Here is a 16376-nt window from a genome sequence, read left to right as displayed (position 1 = left end):
CAGTTAACAAACCTTTACCACATCCATATTCAGCAGCTGGCCCAGTTTTTCAATTTTAGAACTGATATGCCCTATCCCAATGGCACAATGGTGTGCAGGCCCGTAACTGTTCCATTTATTTACAAAGTTTCTGGCTCCCAGCGGAAATTTATACCGGCTGTTGGTATTTCCGATCTGCAATATAGGCCCAGGTACTGCTTCTGCTTCTGCAACAAGCAGCATCAGGGTACCACCTTTCTGCTCTACTACCGATAACAACGTTACCGGCCCGTTCTTTACCGACATTTCTACCGATACCCCCTTCCCAACTTTACCATGGTATACACCTAGAGGACGTACCTTGGTTTTGCCTTCAGCAATGGCGATATGCCCTGGCCCATCGTGTCCCATCAGTACCACGTCATCATTAAAATCCATGGCATAGTATTCTGTAAAAGAGCCTCCGGCACCAAAAGAATCCATAATTTTCATGGCCTGGGCGTTTTTAATTTCATATTCACCTGCTACAGGAATACCCCGGGCCGTTAATAGGGAATTGCCCAGGATGATAGAGCTGATGGCTTCTTCATTATCCGTATTGCCGGTTCCTTTATAATAATAGGCCATTGATCCCAGCTGATGAATTTCAACCAGTTTGTCAAGTGCCACAGAGGTCACAGCAGCTTTTTCAAGCTCATCCCTGGAACAATCACTTTGCACATCAAAAGTTTCCTCAAACAACTGAAGCCTGTTGTTCATTTCCTGCGGGGTTACCTGTTTCCGTAAACAGGCCAGTTCTTCTACTTCCATCAGTTCAATATGACCGCCAAAATGTGCATATTGCTGTGTCAGGTCAGCATAAATATCCAGCATACCGCTGTAGTAATGTCCCATACAGCCCATTCTGTTGTAAAACATCTTGTTAGCTACCTTTGCAGCTTCCACCCATTCTCCAATCTCTGCCCAGCATTCCGGATCATTGTGCAGCATCCCGGTAATCTGATGGAACTTTATACCCACACGATTAAACACATTGGCAATTTCCGGAACAGGACAGGCCGAACAGTAAGAAAGCCATTCACCAGTCATTTTTGTTCTATCGGTCATGGCGTTAAAAGCAGTATAATCAATTGCGGCCTCCGGGCTCAGGTTCAGTATCACAACAGGTACCTTTGCGCGCTGAACCACCGGTAACACGGTTGAGGATAAGGCATATGTAGTAACATATAAAAAAATCACATCAACATCCTCCGTTTTAAATAACCTGCCCGCAGCAAACGCCTTATCAGTGGTATCTACCAGGCCTGCATTTACAATTTCTGGATGAAAGCTTTTAAGTTTTTCCTCAACCCTGCCCAGGTAACCCTCCAGGCGTGCTTTCAGACCTTCAAACTGTGGCCAGTAGGTATCTAAACCAATGCCAAACAGACCAATTTTAAGTGATGATTTTGAATTGTTGGGTAAAAGTGATTGCTTTGCTGAAACTGGCGTTATAGGATTCGTCATAAGATTTATATTTTAGGTTAAACAAACTTAAATGACAAATTTTGTTTAACCAATGTACAATCTGATAAACCGCATATACTTATTGAGATGAATAATTACTTTAAATACCTTCCCGTAAGTGATGATGACGTCAATTGGGGCCTTTATGTATTAAATGCCGGTTATAACCGGATAGAAAAGTCGGCAAATTATCCTCCCGCAGGCCATCCCTCCGATCATTACTTTGACTGGGACAAAGGAAGGATACTGGATGAATATCAGATCATTTACATTTCACAAGGATCAGGCAGCTTCGAGTCAAAGCATTGCAAATTGACCACCGTACAGGAAGGCAGCATCATTTTGCTTTTTCCCGGCGAATGGCATCGTTTCAAACCTCTTAAAGAGAGCGGATGGGATGAATACTGGGTAGGCTTTAAAGGAAATATCATCGGCAACATTGTTCAGCAGCATTTCATCTCACCAAATCAATGTGTGCTGCAGCTTGGCCTTAACGATCAGCTGATCCATCTTTTTGAGACCATACTGGAAAAGACAAAAACCGAACAACCAGGTTACCAAGCCCTTGCCTCAGGAATGATATTACATCTTTTAGGAACGGTTTATGCCAAAACCAAACAGGAGGAAATGGAACAGGAAGACATTTCAGAAGTACTCATCAACAAAGCGAGGATCTTACTGAGGGAATACGTCCATAAAAACATTGCAGTGGAACAGGTTGCCGAAGAACTGCAGGTCAGTTATTCCTGGTTTCGCAAGGCGTTCAAAACCTTTACAGGAATTGCTCCGCATCAGTATGTATTGCAGCTCAAAATAGAAAAAGCCAAAACCCTGCTGGCCGATACTACAAAACCAATTAAAGCCATCGCCTCTGAGCTGGGCTTTGAATCATCTTTTTATTTTTCCAGGATCTTTAAAAACAAAACAGGCCAGGCTCCTGATGCTTACCGAAAAATGATCCGCATTGCGAACCAGACAAAAACATACGAAGGCCATAAGTCCGCCCCATGTGCCCATTAAACAGCTACCTGGTTTTGCATTGCATGTGCAGGTAATCAGCACCCATAAATTCCCTTTTTCTCAGGGTCTGGAATCCTAAGCTGGCATATAGCTTTTCCGCTTTAGGATTTTCCTTACTGACCAGTAAACCAACCACAGGCTGATCTATCACAGCGGCATGCTTTAACAAAGCCCTGATCAGCACCTTACCAATACCCTGACCCTGTTTTCCTGGGGACACACTTACACAATCAATATAATATTCTCCGGCCTGCGTTTCGTTATCCAGGTTTCGTGAAAAGCCATAAACAGCCTTGATATGCGCTAAAAAAGGAGCCCTAAGTGATTCCAGATCAGCTCCATCATATGCACTGATCATTCCACAAACGCCTTCCTTATCAGTGAATACCAGTGTATTCTCAAAGCTATACTGGTTAGCGGGCAAGGCCGCGAATTTTTCAAATAAAGGCATGGCCTCTTCAGGAGCCGAACCGGCAACAAATTTCGCTGCCAGGCTATCCATGGCCAGGATAACTAGCCTGGCGATTGCAGCTGCATCATCAGCACACGCTTGTCTTATCATATTGGTATTATTTTCCTACGGCTATTTTACTTTTGATAAAATTCAGATAAACCGATAAAACCGCTGCAATAGCAAAACCGATAGCCGTGGCTGCATCAATAAAATCTGCCGATACATTTTGACCGCTTAACCAGTCTGCATAATACTTAATAAAGGAATTCGGCAAATTTGTTTCGCCCAGGTGTTCCTTAACCTGCCAATGCCAGTCTGTAATGGGGCAATAACCCAGGCCATACCAAATGCCCAGTACCAGCCATGATCCAGCGGTAAGCAAAACCAATATAAAATGCAATTTTCTTGTGGATGGCCATATCCAGCCAAACAAATTAAAGCCTACGATCAGCAGGTGCAAAATGGTAAAAAGAAAATTGTAAATCTGATACATGAATTAAAGATGAACTACTGTGCATCGTAAATAACGACCTTTTCAAACAGCACCCTGAATTCCTCTAAAAAAGCTTTATGAATTTCATGTACCTGGTAAACGTCATGTGCAGCCAGGTCTTCAAAAAACAGGATCAGCGAAAAAGTATAGCTGGTATCCACAACCGCACGTTCAATTGGCGCAGGCGTACCCATGTGAAAGGTTTTAACAACTTCAATATTTTCCAGTGACTCCAGACCTTTGCGGAAAGCATTTTTTTGATCTTCAGATGTATCGGCTTTTAGCCAGAACAAAACGTGGTGAGCTATCATTTTTCTAATTTTTTGGCGAATATAAACATTTGATCAGAATACGGTAGCCTAAGGTCTTAAGGTAAATGACACAGGAACGTTATAAAATACATTTGCGGGTTTTCCCCTTTGCACACCGGGCTCCCACAGCGGTGAGGCGGAAACTACCCGTACGGCCTCGGCAGCCAATAGAAGATGCGGGTTGTTCAATACTTTAATGTCCTTAACAGTACCGTCCTTCATTACTAAAAACTTCAACAAAACCTTACCCTGTATCCTGCTTCTCAGACACGCTTCGGGATATTTGATTGTTTTTGAAAGATAACTATAAAAATTCTTCATTCCGCCTTTAAACTGAGGCTGGATCTCCGCCTTGGTATATTGATAAGCAACACCTTCCTTGTCTGTACTTTCGCCCGAGACCATGTTCCCATTCAGATAAGTTTCTTTATATTTTAGCGCCGATCTGGAAGTTCCTCCAATCCATATCCCGTCATAAAACCCGTTTCTGATGACACCACTTTCACTGATTTCCTGAAAATTGCTGTCGTAGAAAACACAGGCACCGTTTCCCTTAACCACCAGTTCCTTTCCTATGGAATCCTTAACTGTTTCAATATATCTGGAAGTCTTTCCATCTGGTGCAGGCCGATAAATAGCAACAGTATACAAATTGCCATTAGGATAATAATGATAGGCAGTATCAATCAATTTGCCTTTTTTATAACTGGCTTCCATCTTCTTTTTTCCATTTTTATGATAGGAAATATATTTTCCTTCATATAATGGCGGATCAATTTTGCCCGATAGTCCGGCGGATTTATCGCTGCCATCAAGATAATATTCATTTACTTTATACAACTCCGATCCCGGATCAGGTTCCTGAACAATGCGCAGATAATCTGCGCTGTCGCGAAGTTTAACATACTGCCCGTTATTTTTTAAAAAATAACGGTTTTGTCGTTGTGCAGTTGCAGTTAAAGCAGTAAATAAAAAAACGGTAAACAGAAAGCGTATTTTATTCATATATTATAATTTATGCTGCAAGATAAACATTCTGTAAAATTTACCTCAACAAAACTCAACAGTCCATATTCAAACACTATATTTACGGTATTATTGATTTTTTTATGCTCAGATCCGGACTACTTTTTATCACCTACTGCCTTTTACTGCTCACAGGTTGTGATAACAAGTCATCTAAAGATGATATCCTTTCAAAAATACCTGATCCAAAAACATTAAATGAAAGCTATGTAAGCAATCCCGATCAGCTGTTGGCTGCTGAAACTGTGGCTGCCCTTAATAGCAAACTCATTGCATTGGATCAATCCGGAACTGCACATATTGATGTGGTCTTCGTGAAGTCCATTGGCGAAAATGTGCCTAAAGAAATTGCACACGGACTTTTCAGGAAATGGAAAATAGGCAGTAAAACCACCAATAATGGGCTGCTTATCCTTATCGTAAAAGATCAGCGGAGAATTGAATTTGAAACAGGCTATGGCCTGGAAGGCATCCTGCCCGACATGGTCTGTAAGAGGATCCAGGAAGACCATATGGTTCCCCATGCCCGGAACAATAACTTTGATCTTGCAGTTACCGATGGTGTAGAGGCCCTGATCAGCCGGCTCAAAAGCAGCAGAAATGAAACTTTTGCCACATCCGATCCGAGTGCCATTCATCCGGACATGCCAGTCATGGCACCTCCGGCTGTTGATTTACCCCCTATTGATTTACCGGTGACCGACAGTACTGCCCAAACTGCATATCCCAGTGACAACAGGCAGCCCACGCTGCAACAGGAAACAGTAAAACAACGCTCAGCGCCGGCAGCGGGCTGGATAACCCTGATTATTTTTGTTATATATGCCGCATTTGCCTGGCCCCTTGCTGCTACGTTGTATGGTCATATTTTTAAAAAATCATGGTTAAATCCACTAAGCTATCTGATTGCATTCGTCCCCCTGGCCTTTGTCATTTACCTGAATATTGATTATCCCAGCAGCTGGTACGACCTAAGGGCGGTACTCATTTTGTTGTGCTTTTTATGGGCCTATGTAAACCTTCACTTTTTATTGCTCCGTATGATCTTGAACAGCACTTTAGGATCAAAAAGCAGACATGAACAATACCTGGCCTGGCGCCGGAGCCATGCTCCTGCAGAATACGCTGTACAAAAATTCTTTTCATTTCCCTTTCTAAAATCCTACTGGAACAGCTACCTCGAAAATCAGTACCAACGAAGATATGCCCCGCTTAACTGCAGCAAATGCAGTGCCCTGATGAAATGTATGGATGAGGAAAAGGAAGATCAGTTTTTATCCAAAGGCCAGCTTACAGAAGAAAAGATAGCCGCAGTGGATTATGATGTATGGGAATGCAGCTCCTGTAAACAAATCACGATTCTGGATTACAGCAACTTAAAATCAAAGGTGAAAGATTGCCCGGAATGCCATTTTAAAACCCTGAAGTATTACGATAGAAAAATTATAAAAAAAGCAAGTACTTACGGGGCCGGCTATGGCTATGAATACCACATTTGCGCCAACTGCAAATATACAGAAAACACCAGATTTGACATTGCACAGATCCCCACTGCAAGCAGCGGCTCCTCATCTTCCGGCAGTTCATCCTCCTCTTCATTTTCCAGCAGTTCCTCATCCAGCAGTTCCTCAACAAGTGGCGGGGGCTCATCCGGAGGAGGTGGATCAGGCAGTAGCTGGTAATTACCTATTTAAGTACCCCACTTCCTTCCAGCCAGGCCTTAAAACTACTTACCCGCTCCCTGCTGATAATGGCCTCGGTATCCGCTGCCGGGAACAACTGTATAATAAACCTGCTGTTGTAATAAGTGGTGATCTTCTTTATCGCATCAATATGGACGATCAGCTTGCGGTTAATCCTGAAAAACAAGCGCTGGTCCAGCATCTTTTCAATCTGATCCAGTGAATAATCTAAAGGTATCTTCTGGCCTGTCATGGTATTGGCCCAGGTAAGCCCGTCCGTAAAATGTACATAAGCGATATCTTTAGCCTTAACATAAACCAGCTGGTTGTTTATCTTTCCAATAAACCTGGTGTGTTCCCTTTTAAAAAATTCTTCAGCAATCTGCAAAATGTTCAAAGCCGGATTTACCGGCGCCTTAAAATATTCATATTTTTCAATTGCCCGCTGCAAATCCTTTACATCAATGGGTTTCATTAAATAATCTACGCTATATACCTTAAAAGCCTGTAAAGCAAAGCTATCATAAGCAGTGGTAAAAATAATGGGCGTATGAATTTCCTTCTGCTTAAACAATTCAAAACAATCACCATCTGACAACTGTATGTCCATAAAAATGAGTTCAGCTAAGTCCTCATGTATATTCAGCCATTTTAGACCTTCTTCTACAGATTCAATGATCGCAAGCACCTCCACTACTTCCAGACATTTTTTGAGCAGCTGTATCAGTCTTTCCGCGTTGTGCTGCTCATCTTCAAATATGATTATCTTCATGGTTACTAATTATAGGGACTTTAACTATAAATTTATCTCCGGTTTCAGTAATCTCTATTCTTTTGTCACTGGTCAGTTCATATCTTTTGCTGATGTTATCCAAACCAACTCCTATAGAATGCTGAAGTCCGGTGCGTTTTCTCAGGTCGTTCGAAACGATTAAAGAATCTCCCTCGCTATTAATGTTAATGTGCAGCGGGTCATTTGCCGAAAAACGGTTATGCTTTACCGCATTCTCTACCAGCATCTGCAAGGTTGCCGGAGGGACCATTCCACTGTTCATGACTTGCGCATCAATCTCAATATCAAAAACAATGCTGGTCTGATGTCGTATCCTGATCAGAAAAGAATAAGAGGCCAGGAACTCCAGCTCTGTGCGGATAGAAACCAGGTTTTCGAACTTCTTATCCAAAATATAGCGGTAACTTTTAGCCAGTTGTGTAATGTATTCGGCCGAGAGGTCAGCACTCTTATACACCAGATTGGTGAGCACACTTAATGAATTAAAAAAGAAATGCGGGTCAATCTGGCTTTTCAGCACATCGTATTTGGCCTGTATATTTTCCCGCATCAGTCTTTCTGCATTCAGCTGACTTTCCTTCCAGTTCTTATAATAAAAAACAATCCCGCTATATGCCAGTATCAGCAGGTAAAACATGAAAGAACCAAAATACAAGTCATAACTTAAAGACGAAAAACTATTCCAGGCCTCATATTTATGGTAAAGAAAAATATCAAAAACCGAATAGCAAAAACCGAACAAAAAGGAGGAGAGCAAGCCGTATACAATCAGGCTGAAACACAAAAACAACAATTTGTAAGATAGATTTCTGTTAAAAGCATACCTTTCTACATATTTAGAGACCAGCACGGCCCCCTCCCATACCAGTAATCCTACCAGTACAAACATAAAACTGAAAGCCTGTCCCCTGAAAAGAAAAGGATTAAAATCTTTAGGAAAAGAAAGATCAAAAGATTTAAAAATGATACTGAACAGAAAAAGAACAACTATCCTGATCCCATATTTAAACAGTTTGCGCTGAAAAATAGCCTCTACCTGTACTGCATTCATTCTAAAAAACATTATGATGAGCGAACCAATTCACATTTCGAAAAACCTAACAGTAATTATTGTCTTTAAACCATTTCAACGCGCTGCCGATTGCTCGCTCTACAGGGGTGTACCTCAGCCGCAATTCCCGTTCAGATTTTTTACCCGAATAGTAATTGTACAAGCATAGCATATAAGCCGATGAATAATTCAGTTTAAACGAAGTTTTGCTCCATACGCCGAGCAATGTACCTATTATTCCGGTTATTTTTAAAACAAAGCTGGGAATACGGATCATTATAGGCTGCTGACCGGACGCCTTGTTCAGCATTCTGAAAAAATCTCCGTAACTCATATTCTCAGCTGCCAACAAATAGCAATCACCGTTTTTTCCCATCACAAGCGCATTTGCAATGCCAGTGCATACATCGTTAATGTGCACAAAATTCTTTCCGCCAGGGGGATAAAAAACAATACGCTTATTGATACCATGCAAAATGAGCTGCCCGGAGCTGGGTTTAGCATCATACTGCCCGATCATAAATGTAGGATTGATAATTACTGCGGGTAAACCTTTGTTTACTACCTGCTCCAAAACGTATTGTTGTGCAATGTATTTGCTGCTGATATACCCTGAACCTAAATGCGAAACGCGGAATGAATTGAGTTCAGTAGCCGGTTTATGCTGATTACCATGGCCAATGGTATTTGCGGTACTTACATGGATCAGTTTTTTTACCCCATACTTTAAACAAGCATTAACCACATGAACAGTTCCCTTCACATTAACCTGTTCGTAGACTTTAAAACCAACACCCCATTGTGCCGTTACCGAAGCTGTATGTACCACATAATGGCAACCCTCAACCGCATTAAACACCTCATCTTCCTTACTGATGTCACCATAAAACACTTCGCATGGAATATCGTCAACTATGCGCACATCAGCAGAACGCCTCATCATCAACTTTACCTCATAGCCCTGCCGGTACAGTTCCCTGGCCACATTGGCACCTAAAAAACCATTTCCTCCGGTAATCAATACCTTATTCATTATCGTTAAACTCATTTAATGGCCATCTCCTTTTTAACCGCCTTTGATACAATTTTAAGCTTTGTTTCTACCGGTAAAAATCCCATGATCCGGTGATTGATCTTGTTCCATAAACCAGGAATAATGACCGCCTTTCCATCCAGGGTCTTTTTCAGGGCTATCTTTGCAATTTCGGAGGTAGCCAGCAAACCGATCCTTCCTTTCATCCCCTGTTCAATGATCCGCGCCGACACCCCGGAATTCGTCATGATCGGCCCGGGATACACCACACTTACCGACAAGCAGGTATGCCTTAATTCCTCTCTCAATCCCAGGGCAAAAGAAGAGATGAAAGCCTTCGACGCCGGGTATACGGTTTTATAAGCTATTGGCGTAAAGGCCGCCATGCTCGAAATGTTCATAATATGACCATCTTCCTGTTTCAGCAATCCCGGCAGCAGCATCTGCGTAATCAATACCATACTTCTGATGTTGACCTGCAATATCCTGTCAATAGCTGCCAGTGGACTTTCCATAATTGCTACTGTTCCGCCAATTCCCGCATTGTTGATCAGGAAGTTGATTTCAAAATTTTCAATAATGTATTTCAGGTTTTCGACCAGCAAAATACTATCGGTCATATCAAACTCAAATACACTGATCTTAATTCCATACGCTAACCTTAAACTATTGGCCAGTGATGCCGTATTGCTGCCGGGCAATGCAATCATAATGATGTTCATTCCCATTTCTGCACACTGAACGGCAAACTCCCGGCCCAGACCAGCGCTTGCCCCTGTAATTAACGTGTACCTGTTCCTATCCATCTTGATGTTGCTTGGTATTTTCAAAATAAACGCTCAGGTATTGCCGTATCCTCCTTAAAGAATCCCAGTCGGATGCTCCTTTAAATTCAACATCAGGATAACTGAAATGTGCGATGAAATACCTGATGTTCAGGCAAGCAAAGCGTTTTCCTATATACTGATAGATGCCTGTTGTGTTATCTTTATCGATTCCGGATATTGCTTTCCGGCACAGGTATTCCAGCAGTTGCATATTGATATCATCCAGCTCATCTGTCACAGCATATTCAGACAAAGACCTCAGCAAGCTGTTGATCATCAGCAATTCTATCCAATTACAGGTAAAACCATACTGCACCACATCCTTGTGCTGAACAACCGACTTCATGATTAATTCCTTACCCAAATACGCCTGCTCAATTTTTTCCAGAAAATCGACAAGCAGGTTAGAAGTATCGGTATCTTCCATTTCATAATCGACCACAACACTTAAAATTTTCCTTACCGTGCAGTGCAGGGCAGTAAGATCCGATAGTTCAGCCGATATCCTGACTCCTGATCCATTTTCAAAAAGACAACCTTTTAACATAATGTGCTGTTTTGTACGCTGTAAAACTGTACATATATTTATCAGGGAGAAACAAATAAAAGACGAGCTGTCGTTATTTCAGTCTGAACTGTAAAATAAGCGTACTCAAAAGAAATCAACTGACGAATACCGCATCAAAAAACAGACACCCGGAAAATCTGGCCTATTTTACCGAATAACCGTAATGAAGACATTTAAAAAGCAGATTTTTAAAGGGTTAAATAAAAGGGATAGAAAAACCAAATGGTTTTAAACGAGAAACGGGAATAAAGTCGGAGAGACTATTCCCGTTTATAAGGTCGATCCACCACAGATCAACCTAAACCAAACTAAACCGATTAATTAAATACAAATAGTATGCCAAAAACACAAAACCCCAAAATTCCCCTATCTTTTATTTAGCCTGACTTGCTGATATCAGATAACCGATCATAAAGCTTAATTTTGTTCGTCAATTATCGAAGCTTTAATTTACCTATGAAACCAATTAAAATCCCTGCATTGCCAGCCGTACTCCTTGCCATTATCAGTGTACAGGGAGGTGCGGCCATAGCAAAAGGTCTTTTTCCTCTGCTTGGTGCGGCCGGTACCGCTTCAGTCAGGATCGGTTTCTCCGCCTTGATTTTACTTGCAGTTTACAGGCCGGATTTAAAACAACTTAGCCGGCAGCAATGGAAAGCAGTAATCGCTTATGGCATGTCACTAGGCGCCATGAATATCATTTTTTACCTGGCCATAGCACGGATCCCACTGGGCCTGGGTGTAACTCTGGAATTTATAGGTCCTTTACTCCTCGCTGTGTCTGGATCAAAACGCGCCATTGATTTTTTGTGGATATTACTGGCAGCCATTGGAATTGCCTTCATTTCGCCCTGGAATGAAAAAGGGGCTGATCTGTTGGGAATTTTACTTGCCTTACTTGCAGGTGCATTCTGGGCAGCTTATATTGTACTTGGTGGCCGTATTTCCAAGCTGATGGACGGCGGCCAGGCTGTGGCTATCGGCATGATCTTCGCATCAATAGTGGTATTGCCATTTGGTTTAGCCGGTGGCATACTCCAGCATTTTAGTCCGGTCATGCTCCTGTCCGGTATTGCATTGGCGCTATTGTCGAGCGCCATTCCCTTCACCTTAAAAATTAATGCCCTGCGCAAAATACCGGCCCGTACCTTTAGTATTTTAATGAGCCTTGAGCCAGCTGTTGCTGCAATATGCGGACTCCTCTTCCTAAAAGAGATGCTTTCCTTTTATGAATGGTTGGCCATTGCCCTGGTGGTTATTGCCAGTGCAGGTGCCACCCTCACAAAGGGCAAGCGGAATCTTTAAAGCTTTTCCGCTTTCCAGGCTGTTGGTTTTCCATTCCATTATTTCAGCAGTTTATCAATGGCCTGATAAGTCATGGGATGATAATTTGGCCTTGCCTCCTGATATATGGCTCTGGCTTTTTTGAGCCCCTCCGGCGTTGCCATCAGTTCCTTGTACAATGGAATAATGTGCCACATCCTGCCATTTTCCAGCAAATAGGCCTTTATCCGGGTATCTGCAGTTGTATAATGGTGCCTGATGGCCAGCACGTACCAGGCCCGCTGTATATCAGTATTGTTCGAAGCTGTAAAATCAAACTCTTTATCCAGCAATGTCATATCATCAGCTGTCAAATCTGCAGGCAGCAAGCTAATGAAATAGCGTTTTTCATTGCTCGACTTCAACTGTTTATTTAATCCGGTCGGCACACCGCTTTTACGCCAGTCAGCCAGCAAAACCTCAGTGGTTTTAAACCTTTCTGCAGCAACTGCTACAATATTGGATGGAATACCTGGCCCGTAAACCCATTTATCTACAGCGATCTTTTCTTCCAGGTGCTTATCCCCTTTAATCAGGTTTTTGTGCAAATCATCCAGAAACTGAGTGGTAGTTATGGATGTAAAAGCATGGCGTTCGAAATACCCCCGTAAAAAAACATCAAAGTTTTTCCTGCCAACAGCCTCTTCGATAGTACGTAAAAAGAAAAAGCCCTTTTCATAAGCGATATCATTTGTACCTTCATCGGGATTACGACCGATATAATCTGTTTTCAAATGAGTGTCTTTACTATCAGCCCCCATATCCTTTATGGCATCTTCTAAAGCATGTTTAGCAAATACTTCCTGCATTTCAGCTTCCTTTTTACCAAATATCTCTTCATCAATCCGGCGTTCAAAATAATTGGTAAAGCCTTCATTTAGCCAGAAATCGTTCCAGGTAGCATTGGTGACCAGGTTTCCACTCCAGCTATGTGCCAGTTCATGACATATAATGCTCACCAGCGAGCGGTCTCCCGCCAATATCGTAGGTGTAATAAAGGTCAGATTAGGATTTTCCATCCCCCCAAAAGGAAAGCTTGGTGGCAGCACCAGCAAATCGTATCTTCCCCAGCGGTAAGAACCGTACAGCTTTTCAGCAGCATGCACCATTTTACCCATATCGGCAAATTCCCAGGCCGCTTTTTGTAATACCACAGGCTCAGCATAAACGCCCGTACGCCCATCAACAGCCCTGAATTCAATATCACCTACAGCGAGAGCCATTAAATACGAAGGAATAGCATGCCGCTGTCTAAACTCATAAATACCCGTATTGTTTTTTACCTGTGGGTTTTCTGCGCTCATCAGCGCCAGCAAATCTTTAGGTACTTTCAGCTTTGCATTATAGGTAAACCTGATGCCCGGACTATCCTGACAAGGAATCCAGCTCCTTGCAGCAATACTTTGCGACTGGGTAAACAGGTATGGCTTTTTTTTGCCTGCTGTTTGCCTGGGATTAAGCCATTGCAGCGCAGTGGCATCCTTTGCCGTCGAATAATAAATATGAACTATTTTGGTTTCCGGCAAAATAGCCACTTTTAATGCTTTTCCCAGATAGGCCGTTTCTGTGCCAAAATTAAAGCTGGTTTCCTGCTCATCAGCATCAAGGGTTATCTTGGAGATGCTGAGTTTATTGTCGTCAAAAATAATCTCAGCCGCTTTAGCATGATTGTCAATGGTCCAGCTCGCCTTTCCGGTAATTTGCTGCCTTACAAAATCGACAGCAATATCCAGGTCAAGGTGCCGCACAACAGCAGCAGCAGGATCAGCAAAGGAATGCGGATCAACCGATCTCCCTTCCTCCAGTCCTGCTGTGGTATTGCCTTTAGGCTGACAGGCCCATAACAGCAAAACAGGAACAATTAAAATGAATCGTTTCATTTTTTTTAAGCATGAGGTTATGTTTAAATTGTTACCGAAAGTAATAATTAATTTCAATTGTTAGGTGTAAATATCCACATGTCGTCAAAGCGCAGACTACCATTCCGGCCAGTGGTCACATACCCCTGATTACCAACTGAAAAGCCTATGGCAGCTTCCCTTGCAGAGCCATACAGTGCCTGGTGTTCCTCCCAGGCATCTATGGAAGGTATATATTCCCAGGTAGAACCCGAAATCTGCCCATTGCTGCCCCCTACTATATAGCCCTTGTCTTGCAATACAAAGGTAGCGGCATATTCTCTGGAAAGGTTGTACGTATAGCTGTCATCATCCCGGTAGATGTCATTCAGTCTGTTCCACTTATCCGAAGCTGCATCATAATTCCAGAAATCACCCAGGTAAATACCATTATTTCTTCCTCCACCTATATAAGGCGTTTGTCCAATGGTAAAGGTAAAAGCATTTGCTCTTTTGGTACCGGGCAAACTGGCCGTTTGCGTCCAGGCATTGGTTTCAGGACTGTAGCTGTAAAAATCTTTTAAATCGCCATTCGTACTGGTACCCAATCCTACAAATCCCTTTCCTTTAACGCTAAAAGCAACTGCCCCGTATCTTGCTTCTCCCGGAAAATCAGCAATGGCCGTCCATTTACTGGTAGCCGGATCAAACTGGTAAAAGTCACTTCTGGCCTCAGTCCCATCAGCACCAGTCCCAACATATCCTTTTCCGTCCAAGGCAAAAGCAACTGCATAGTTCCTGGCTTTAGCCGGAAAATCAGCAGCAATAACCCTGAACCAGTTAGATTTTGAGCTGTCATAATACCACATATCTGTTAAACGCTTTTCTCCGTCAAAGCCCCCAACAATATAAGTTCTTCCATCAATGGTAAAACTGGATGCCGCACTGCGTGGAATGCCTTCAAAATCCGAGCCCGCTGTCCACTCATCCGGTTCATCATCTTCATCTTTTTTACAGCCCGCCACCATCAGCAGCATCAGGGCGATCAACGAAATGTTCAATAGTTTTTTACGCATGTTTTCAAGTATTAATATTTAGTGTATATGAGTTTTGTTTTGACGGATATCGCGGCCTTCCCACTTTTCATATGAAGCCTGTCCAGACTGGTAGTGAGTTGTCCTACAGGCAGGCTAAGCAGTAAAGAAGTGTTGTGATGCAGACCCTTTCTCAGGTCGTTCGCATACTCACCAAGCTCAAAAATATACCTGCCACTGGATCCGGCCTCATCACCTTTCTGAAAATATGCCTGCTGGCTTATATCAGAGAACGACGCAGTAAGAATGGATTTTGGGGTGTTTGCCGAATTGGCTATAAAAAGTATAAGAGACGAGGGGGGCTTGAAAGTAGCATATGTTTCGGGTTTTGTTTCTACGATGAGCTGCATTTTATTGATCACTACCCTCGGTTCCTTTAAAAATTCGAGTAAGCCAGGCAATTGCAGTTTGGTCACCAGACCAGTTCCGCCCTGTAAAAATAACTGTTCCTCGGTAAGTCCTGATTTTACCTCCCGGTTGCTATAATTCAGACTACTTATTTTGGTTTGACTGCGGTCTACATCGATATGGTTAAACTGGTAAGCAGCAGAATTTAAAGTAAATTCCAGCCTATCGCTTTTACGCATTCCATCTGTACCCTGGTAACTGTAATGGAGAAATATCTTGGTAGAATCGGCCATAAAAGCCGTAACACTTTTCCCGTTTGCAGACCTGAGCACAATTCCCCGGAAATAATCCTGGAATTCATCAGCATCAGTTGTTCTTTTGTCCTTGTTGCCGATCAGCTGAAAGAGTTCCGTCCCTAAGGTATTACTCAGTTTAATCCACACACTGTCCTTACTTTTTGGCCTTGGTCTGAAATCCCTCTGGCCCAATACTGCTGGCTCATAATTAAACCTGCTGCTGCTGTACAGGGCATTTCCACTTACAAAAACCGGGCGTTCCTCATCCTCTATTCCACCTGTAGGTGTGCGCAATACCATCCGTTCGGTAAGCCTGTTTACTAAAAGCTGCTGTGTTGCCAATGTATCCCCATAACTATAGGTTCCATAAATGAGTACCAGGTTTAAAGAATCGAACCTTGATTTTTCAGGAAAGCTGAAACCGCTGACAAATCCGGTTTTTATTTGCATATAGGAAGAGACATTTACCTTTCCCATATCTGCATCCTCCAGTGTACCTACAAGAATAGACCCTGTTGCGGATGTGGGAAGAGAATCCAGCAAATAAGTAGATGCGATGACTTCAATACTGTCGGTCAGCTCTGCGGTTAGCTCATCACCACCGCCCATGTTTATGCTACCGGTATTTTTACAGGACATAAAAAGTGTACTCAGGCAAACTAAAAATATCGGCAGGTGCTGGGGTGTCAGTTTCATAATTGGTTTTATGGTATAGGATTATGCTGACAAATATG

At 42.6% G+C, this 16376-nt stretch carries 16 protein-coding genes; 3 read left to right on the top strand and 13 right to left on the bottom strand.

Annotated elements, in window-relative coordinates; genetic code table 11:
- Positions 1-3: 3 nt before the first annotated feature.
- Entirely contained in the window at positions 4-1485 is a 1482-nt protein-coding gene (locus R2Q85_RS10000) for an arabinose isomerase (RefSeq protein ID WP_316811630.1), read from the bottom strand.
- Between the two features lie 87 nt (positions 1486-1572).
- Here R2Q85_RS10000 and R2Q85_RS09995 point away from each other — a divergent pair, with 87 nt between their 5' ends.
- Positions 1573-2505, top strand: a complete 933-nt coding sequence (locus tag R2Q85_RS09995) for an AraC family transcriptional regulator (protein ID WP_316811629.1) — start codon at positions 1573-1575, stop codon at positions 2503-2505.
- Between the two features lie 4 nt (positions 2506-2509).
- Here the strand turns inward: R2Q85_RS09995 and R2Q85_RS09990 are convergent, their stop codons facing one another.
- Genes R2Q85_RS09990 through R2Q85_RS09975 form a run of 4 tightly spaced genes read right to left on the bottom strand, consistent with a single transcriptional unit; the run spans position 2510 to position 4768 of the window.
- Positions 2510-3067, bottom strand: coding sequence for a GNAT family N-acetyltransferase (locus R2Q85_RS09990; protein WP_316811628.1), 558 nt, complete (start codon positions 3065-3067; stop codon positions 2510-2512).
- A gap of 7 nt (positions 3068-3074) precedes the next feature.
- Positions 3075-3452, bottom strand: a complete 378-nt coding sequence (locus R2Q85_RS09985) for a DUF2784 domain-containing protein (protein WP_316811627.1) — start codon at positions 3450-3452, stop codon at positions 3075-3077.
- A gap of 14 nt (positions 3453-3466) precedes the next feature.
- The gene (locus R2Q85_RS09980; protein ID WP_316811626.1) at positions 3467-3763 is read right to left on the bottom strand and encodes a Dabb family protein; all 297 of its coding nucleotides are present in this window, start codon (positions 3761-3763) and stop codon (positions 3467-3469) included.
- A 48-nt stretch (positions 3764-3811) separates the two neighbouring features.
- A complete protein-coding gene (locus tag R2Q85_RS09975) occupies positions 3812-4768 on the bottom strand; it encodes an energy transducer TonB (RefSeq protein WP_316811625.1) in 957 nt (318 codons plus the stop codon).
- Between the two features lie 104 nt (positions 4769-4872).
- Here R2Q85_RS09975 and R2Q85_RS09970 point away from each other — a divergent pair, with 104 nt between their 5' ends.
- Complete coding sequence (locus R2Q85_RS09970) at positions 4873-6471, top strand: TPM domain-containing protein (RefSeq protein ID WP_316811624.1); 1599 nt, start codon at positions 4873-4875, stop codon at positions 6469-6471.
- A 4-nt stretch (positions 6472-6475) separates the two neighbouring features.
- Here the strand turns inward: R2Q85_RS09970 and R2Q85_RS09965 are convergent, their stop codons facing one another.
- The 5 genes from R2Q85_RS09965 to R2Q85_RS09945 are packed head-to-tail and all read right to left on the bottom strand — an operon-like array spanning position 6476 to position 10722.
- A complete protein-coding gene (locus R2Q85_RS09965; protein WP_316811623.1) occupies positions 6476-7243 on the bottom strand; it encodes a LytTR family DNA-binding domain-containing protein in 768 nt (255 codons plus the stop codon).
- Positions 7224-8315, bottom strand: a complete 1092-nt coding sequence (locus R2Q85_RS09960; RefSeq protein WP_316811622.1) for a sensor histidine kinase — start codon at positions 8313-8315, stop codon at positions 7224-7226. Before R2Q85_RS09960 ends, R2Q85_RS09965 begins: the two co-directional genes overlap by 20 nt.
- Before the next feature lie 46 nt (positions 8316-8361).
- Positions 8362-9363: an NAD-dependent epimerase/dehydratase family protein gene (locus R2Q85_RS09955; RefSeq protein WP_316811621.1), complete on the bottom strand. Its 1002-nt coding sequence runs from the start codon at positions 9361-9363 to the stop codon at positions 8362-8364.
- The gene (locus R2Q85_RS09950; RefSeq protein ID WP_316811620.1) at positions 9360-10154 is read right to left on the bottom strand and encodes an SDR family NAD(P)-dependent oxidoreductase; all 795 of its coding nucleotides are present in this window, start codon (positions 10152-10154) and stop codon (positions 9360-9362) included. Before R2Q85_RS09950 ends, R2Q85_RS09955 begins: the two co-directional genes overlap by 4 nt.
- Positions 10147-10722 (bottom strand): DUF6904 family protein, encoded by a 576-nt coding sequence (locus R2Q85_RS09945; protein WP_316811619.1) that lies wholly within the window; start codon positions 10720-10722, stop codon positions 10147-10149. Before R2Q85_RS09945 ends, R2Q85_RS09950 begins: the two co-directional genes overlap by 8 nt.
- Positions 10723-11199: 477 nt before the next feature.
- On the opposite strand from R2Q85_RS09945, the gene R2Q85_RS09940 reads away from it, so the two are divergent.
- Positions 11200-12048, top strand: coding sequence for an EamA family transporter (locus R2Q85_RS09940; RefSeq protein ID WP_316811618.1), 849 nt, complete (start codon positions 11200-11202; stop codon positions 12046-12048).
- A gap of 38 nt (positions 12049-12086) precedes the next feature.
- Here R2Q85_RS09940 and R2Q85_RS09935 read toward each other — a convergent pair whose 3' ends face one another.
- The 3 genes from R2Q85_RS09935 to R2Q85_RS09925 are packed head-to-tail and all read right to left on the bottom strand — an operon-like array spanning position 12087 to position 16338.
- Positions 12087-13946 carry a M1 family metallopeptidase gene (locus R2Q85_RS09935; RefSeq protein WP_316811617.1) on the bottom strand — a complete coding sequence of 620 codons (1860 nt, stop codon included), beginning with the start codon at positions 13944-13946 and terminating at the stop codon, positions 12087-12089.
- Positions 13947-13999: 53 nt separating this feature from the next.
- A complete protein-coding gene (locus tag R2Q85_RS09930) occupies positions 14000-14980 on the bottom strand; it encodes a Kelch repeat-containing protein (RefSeq protein ID WP_316811616.1) in 981 nt (326 codons plus the stop codon).
- An 11-nt stretch (positions 14981-14991) separates the two neighbouring features.
- Positions 14992-16338 carry a DUF4270 family protein gene (locus R2Q85_RS09925; RefSeq protein WP_316811615.1) on the bottom strand — a complete coding sequence of 449 codons (1347 nt, stop codon included), beginning with the start codon at positions 16336-16338 and terminating at the stop codon, positions 14992-14994.
- Positions 16339-16376 lie beyond the last annotated feature (38 nt).

Source organism: Pedobacter heparinus (assembly GCF_032678725.1).
In the GTDB taxonomy this organism is placed as follows: Bacteria; Bacteroidota; Bacteroidia; order Sphingobacteriales; family Sphingobacteriaceae; genus Pedobacter; species Pedobacter heparinus_A.
This window is presented reverse-complemented; position numbering and strand designations above follow the sequence as displayed.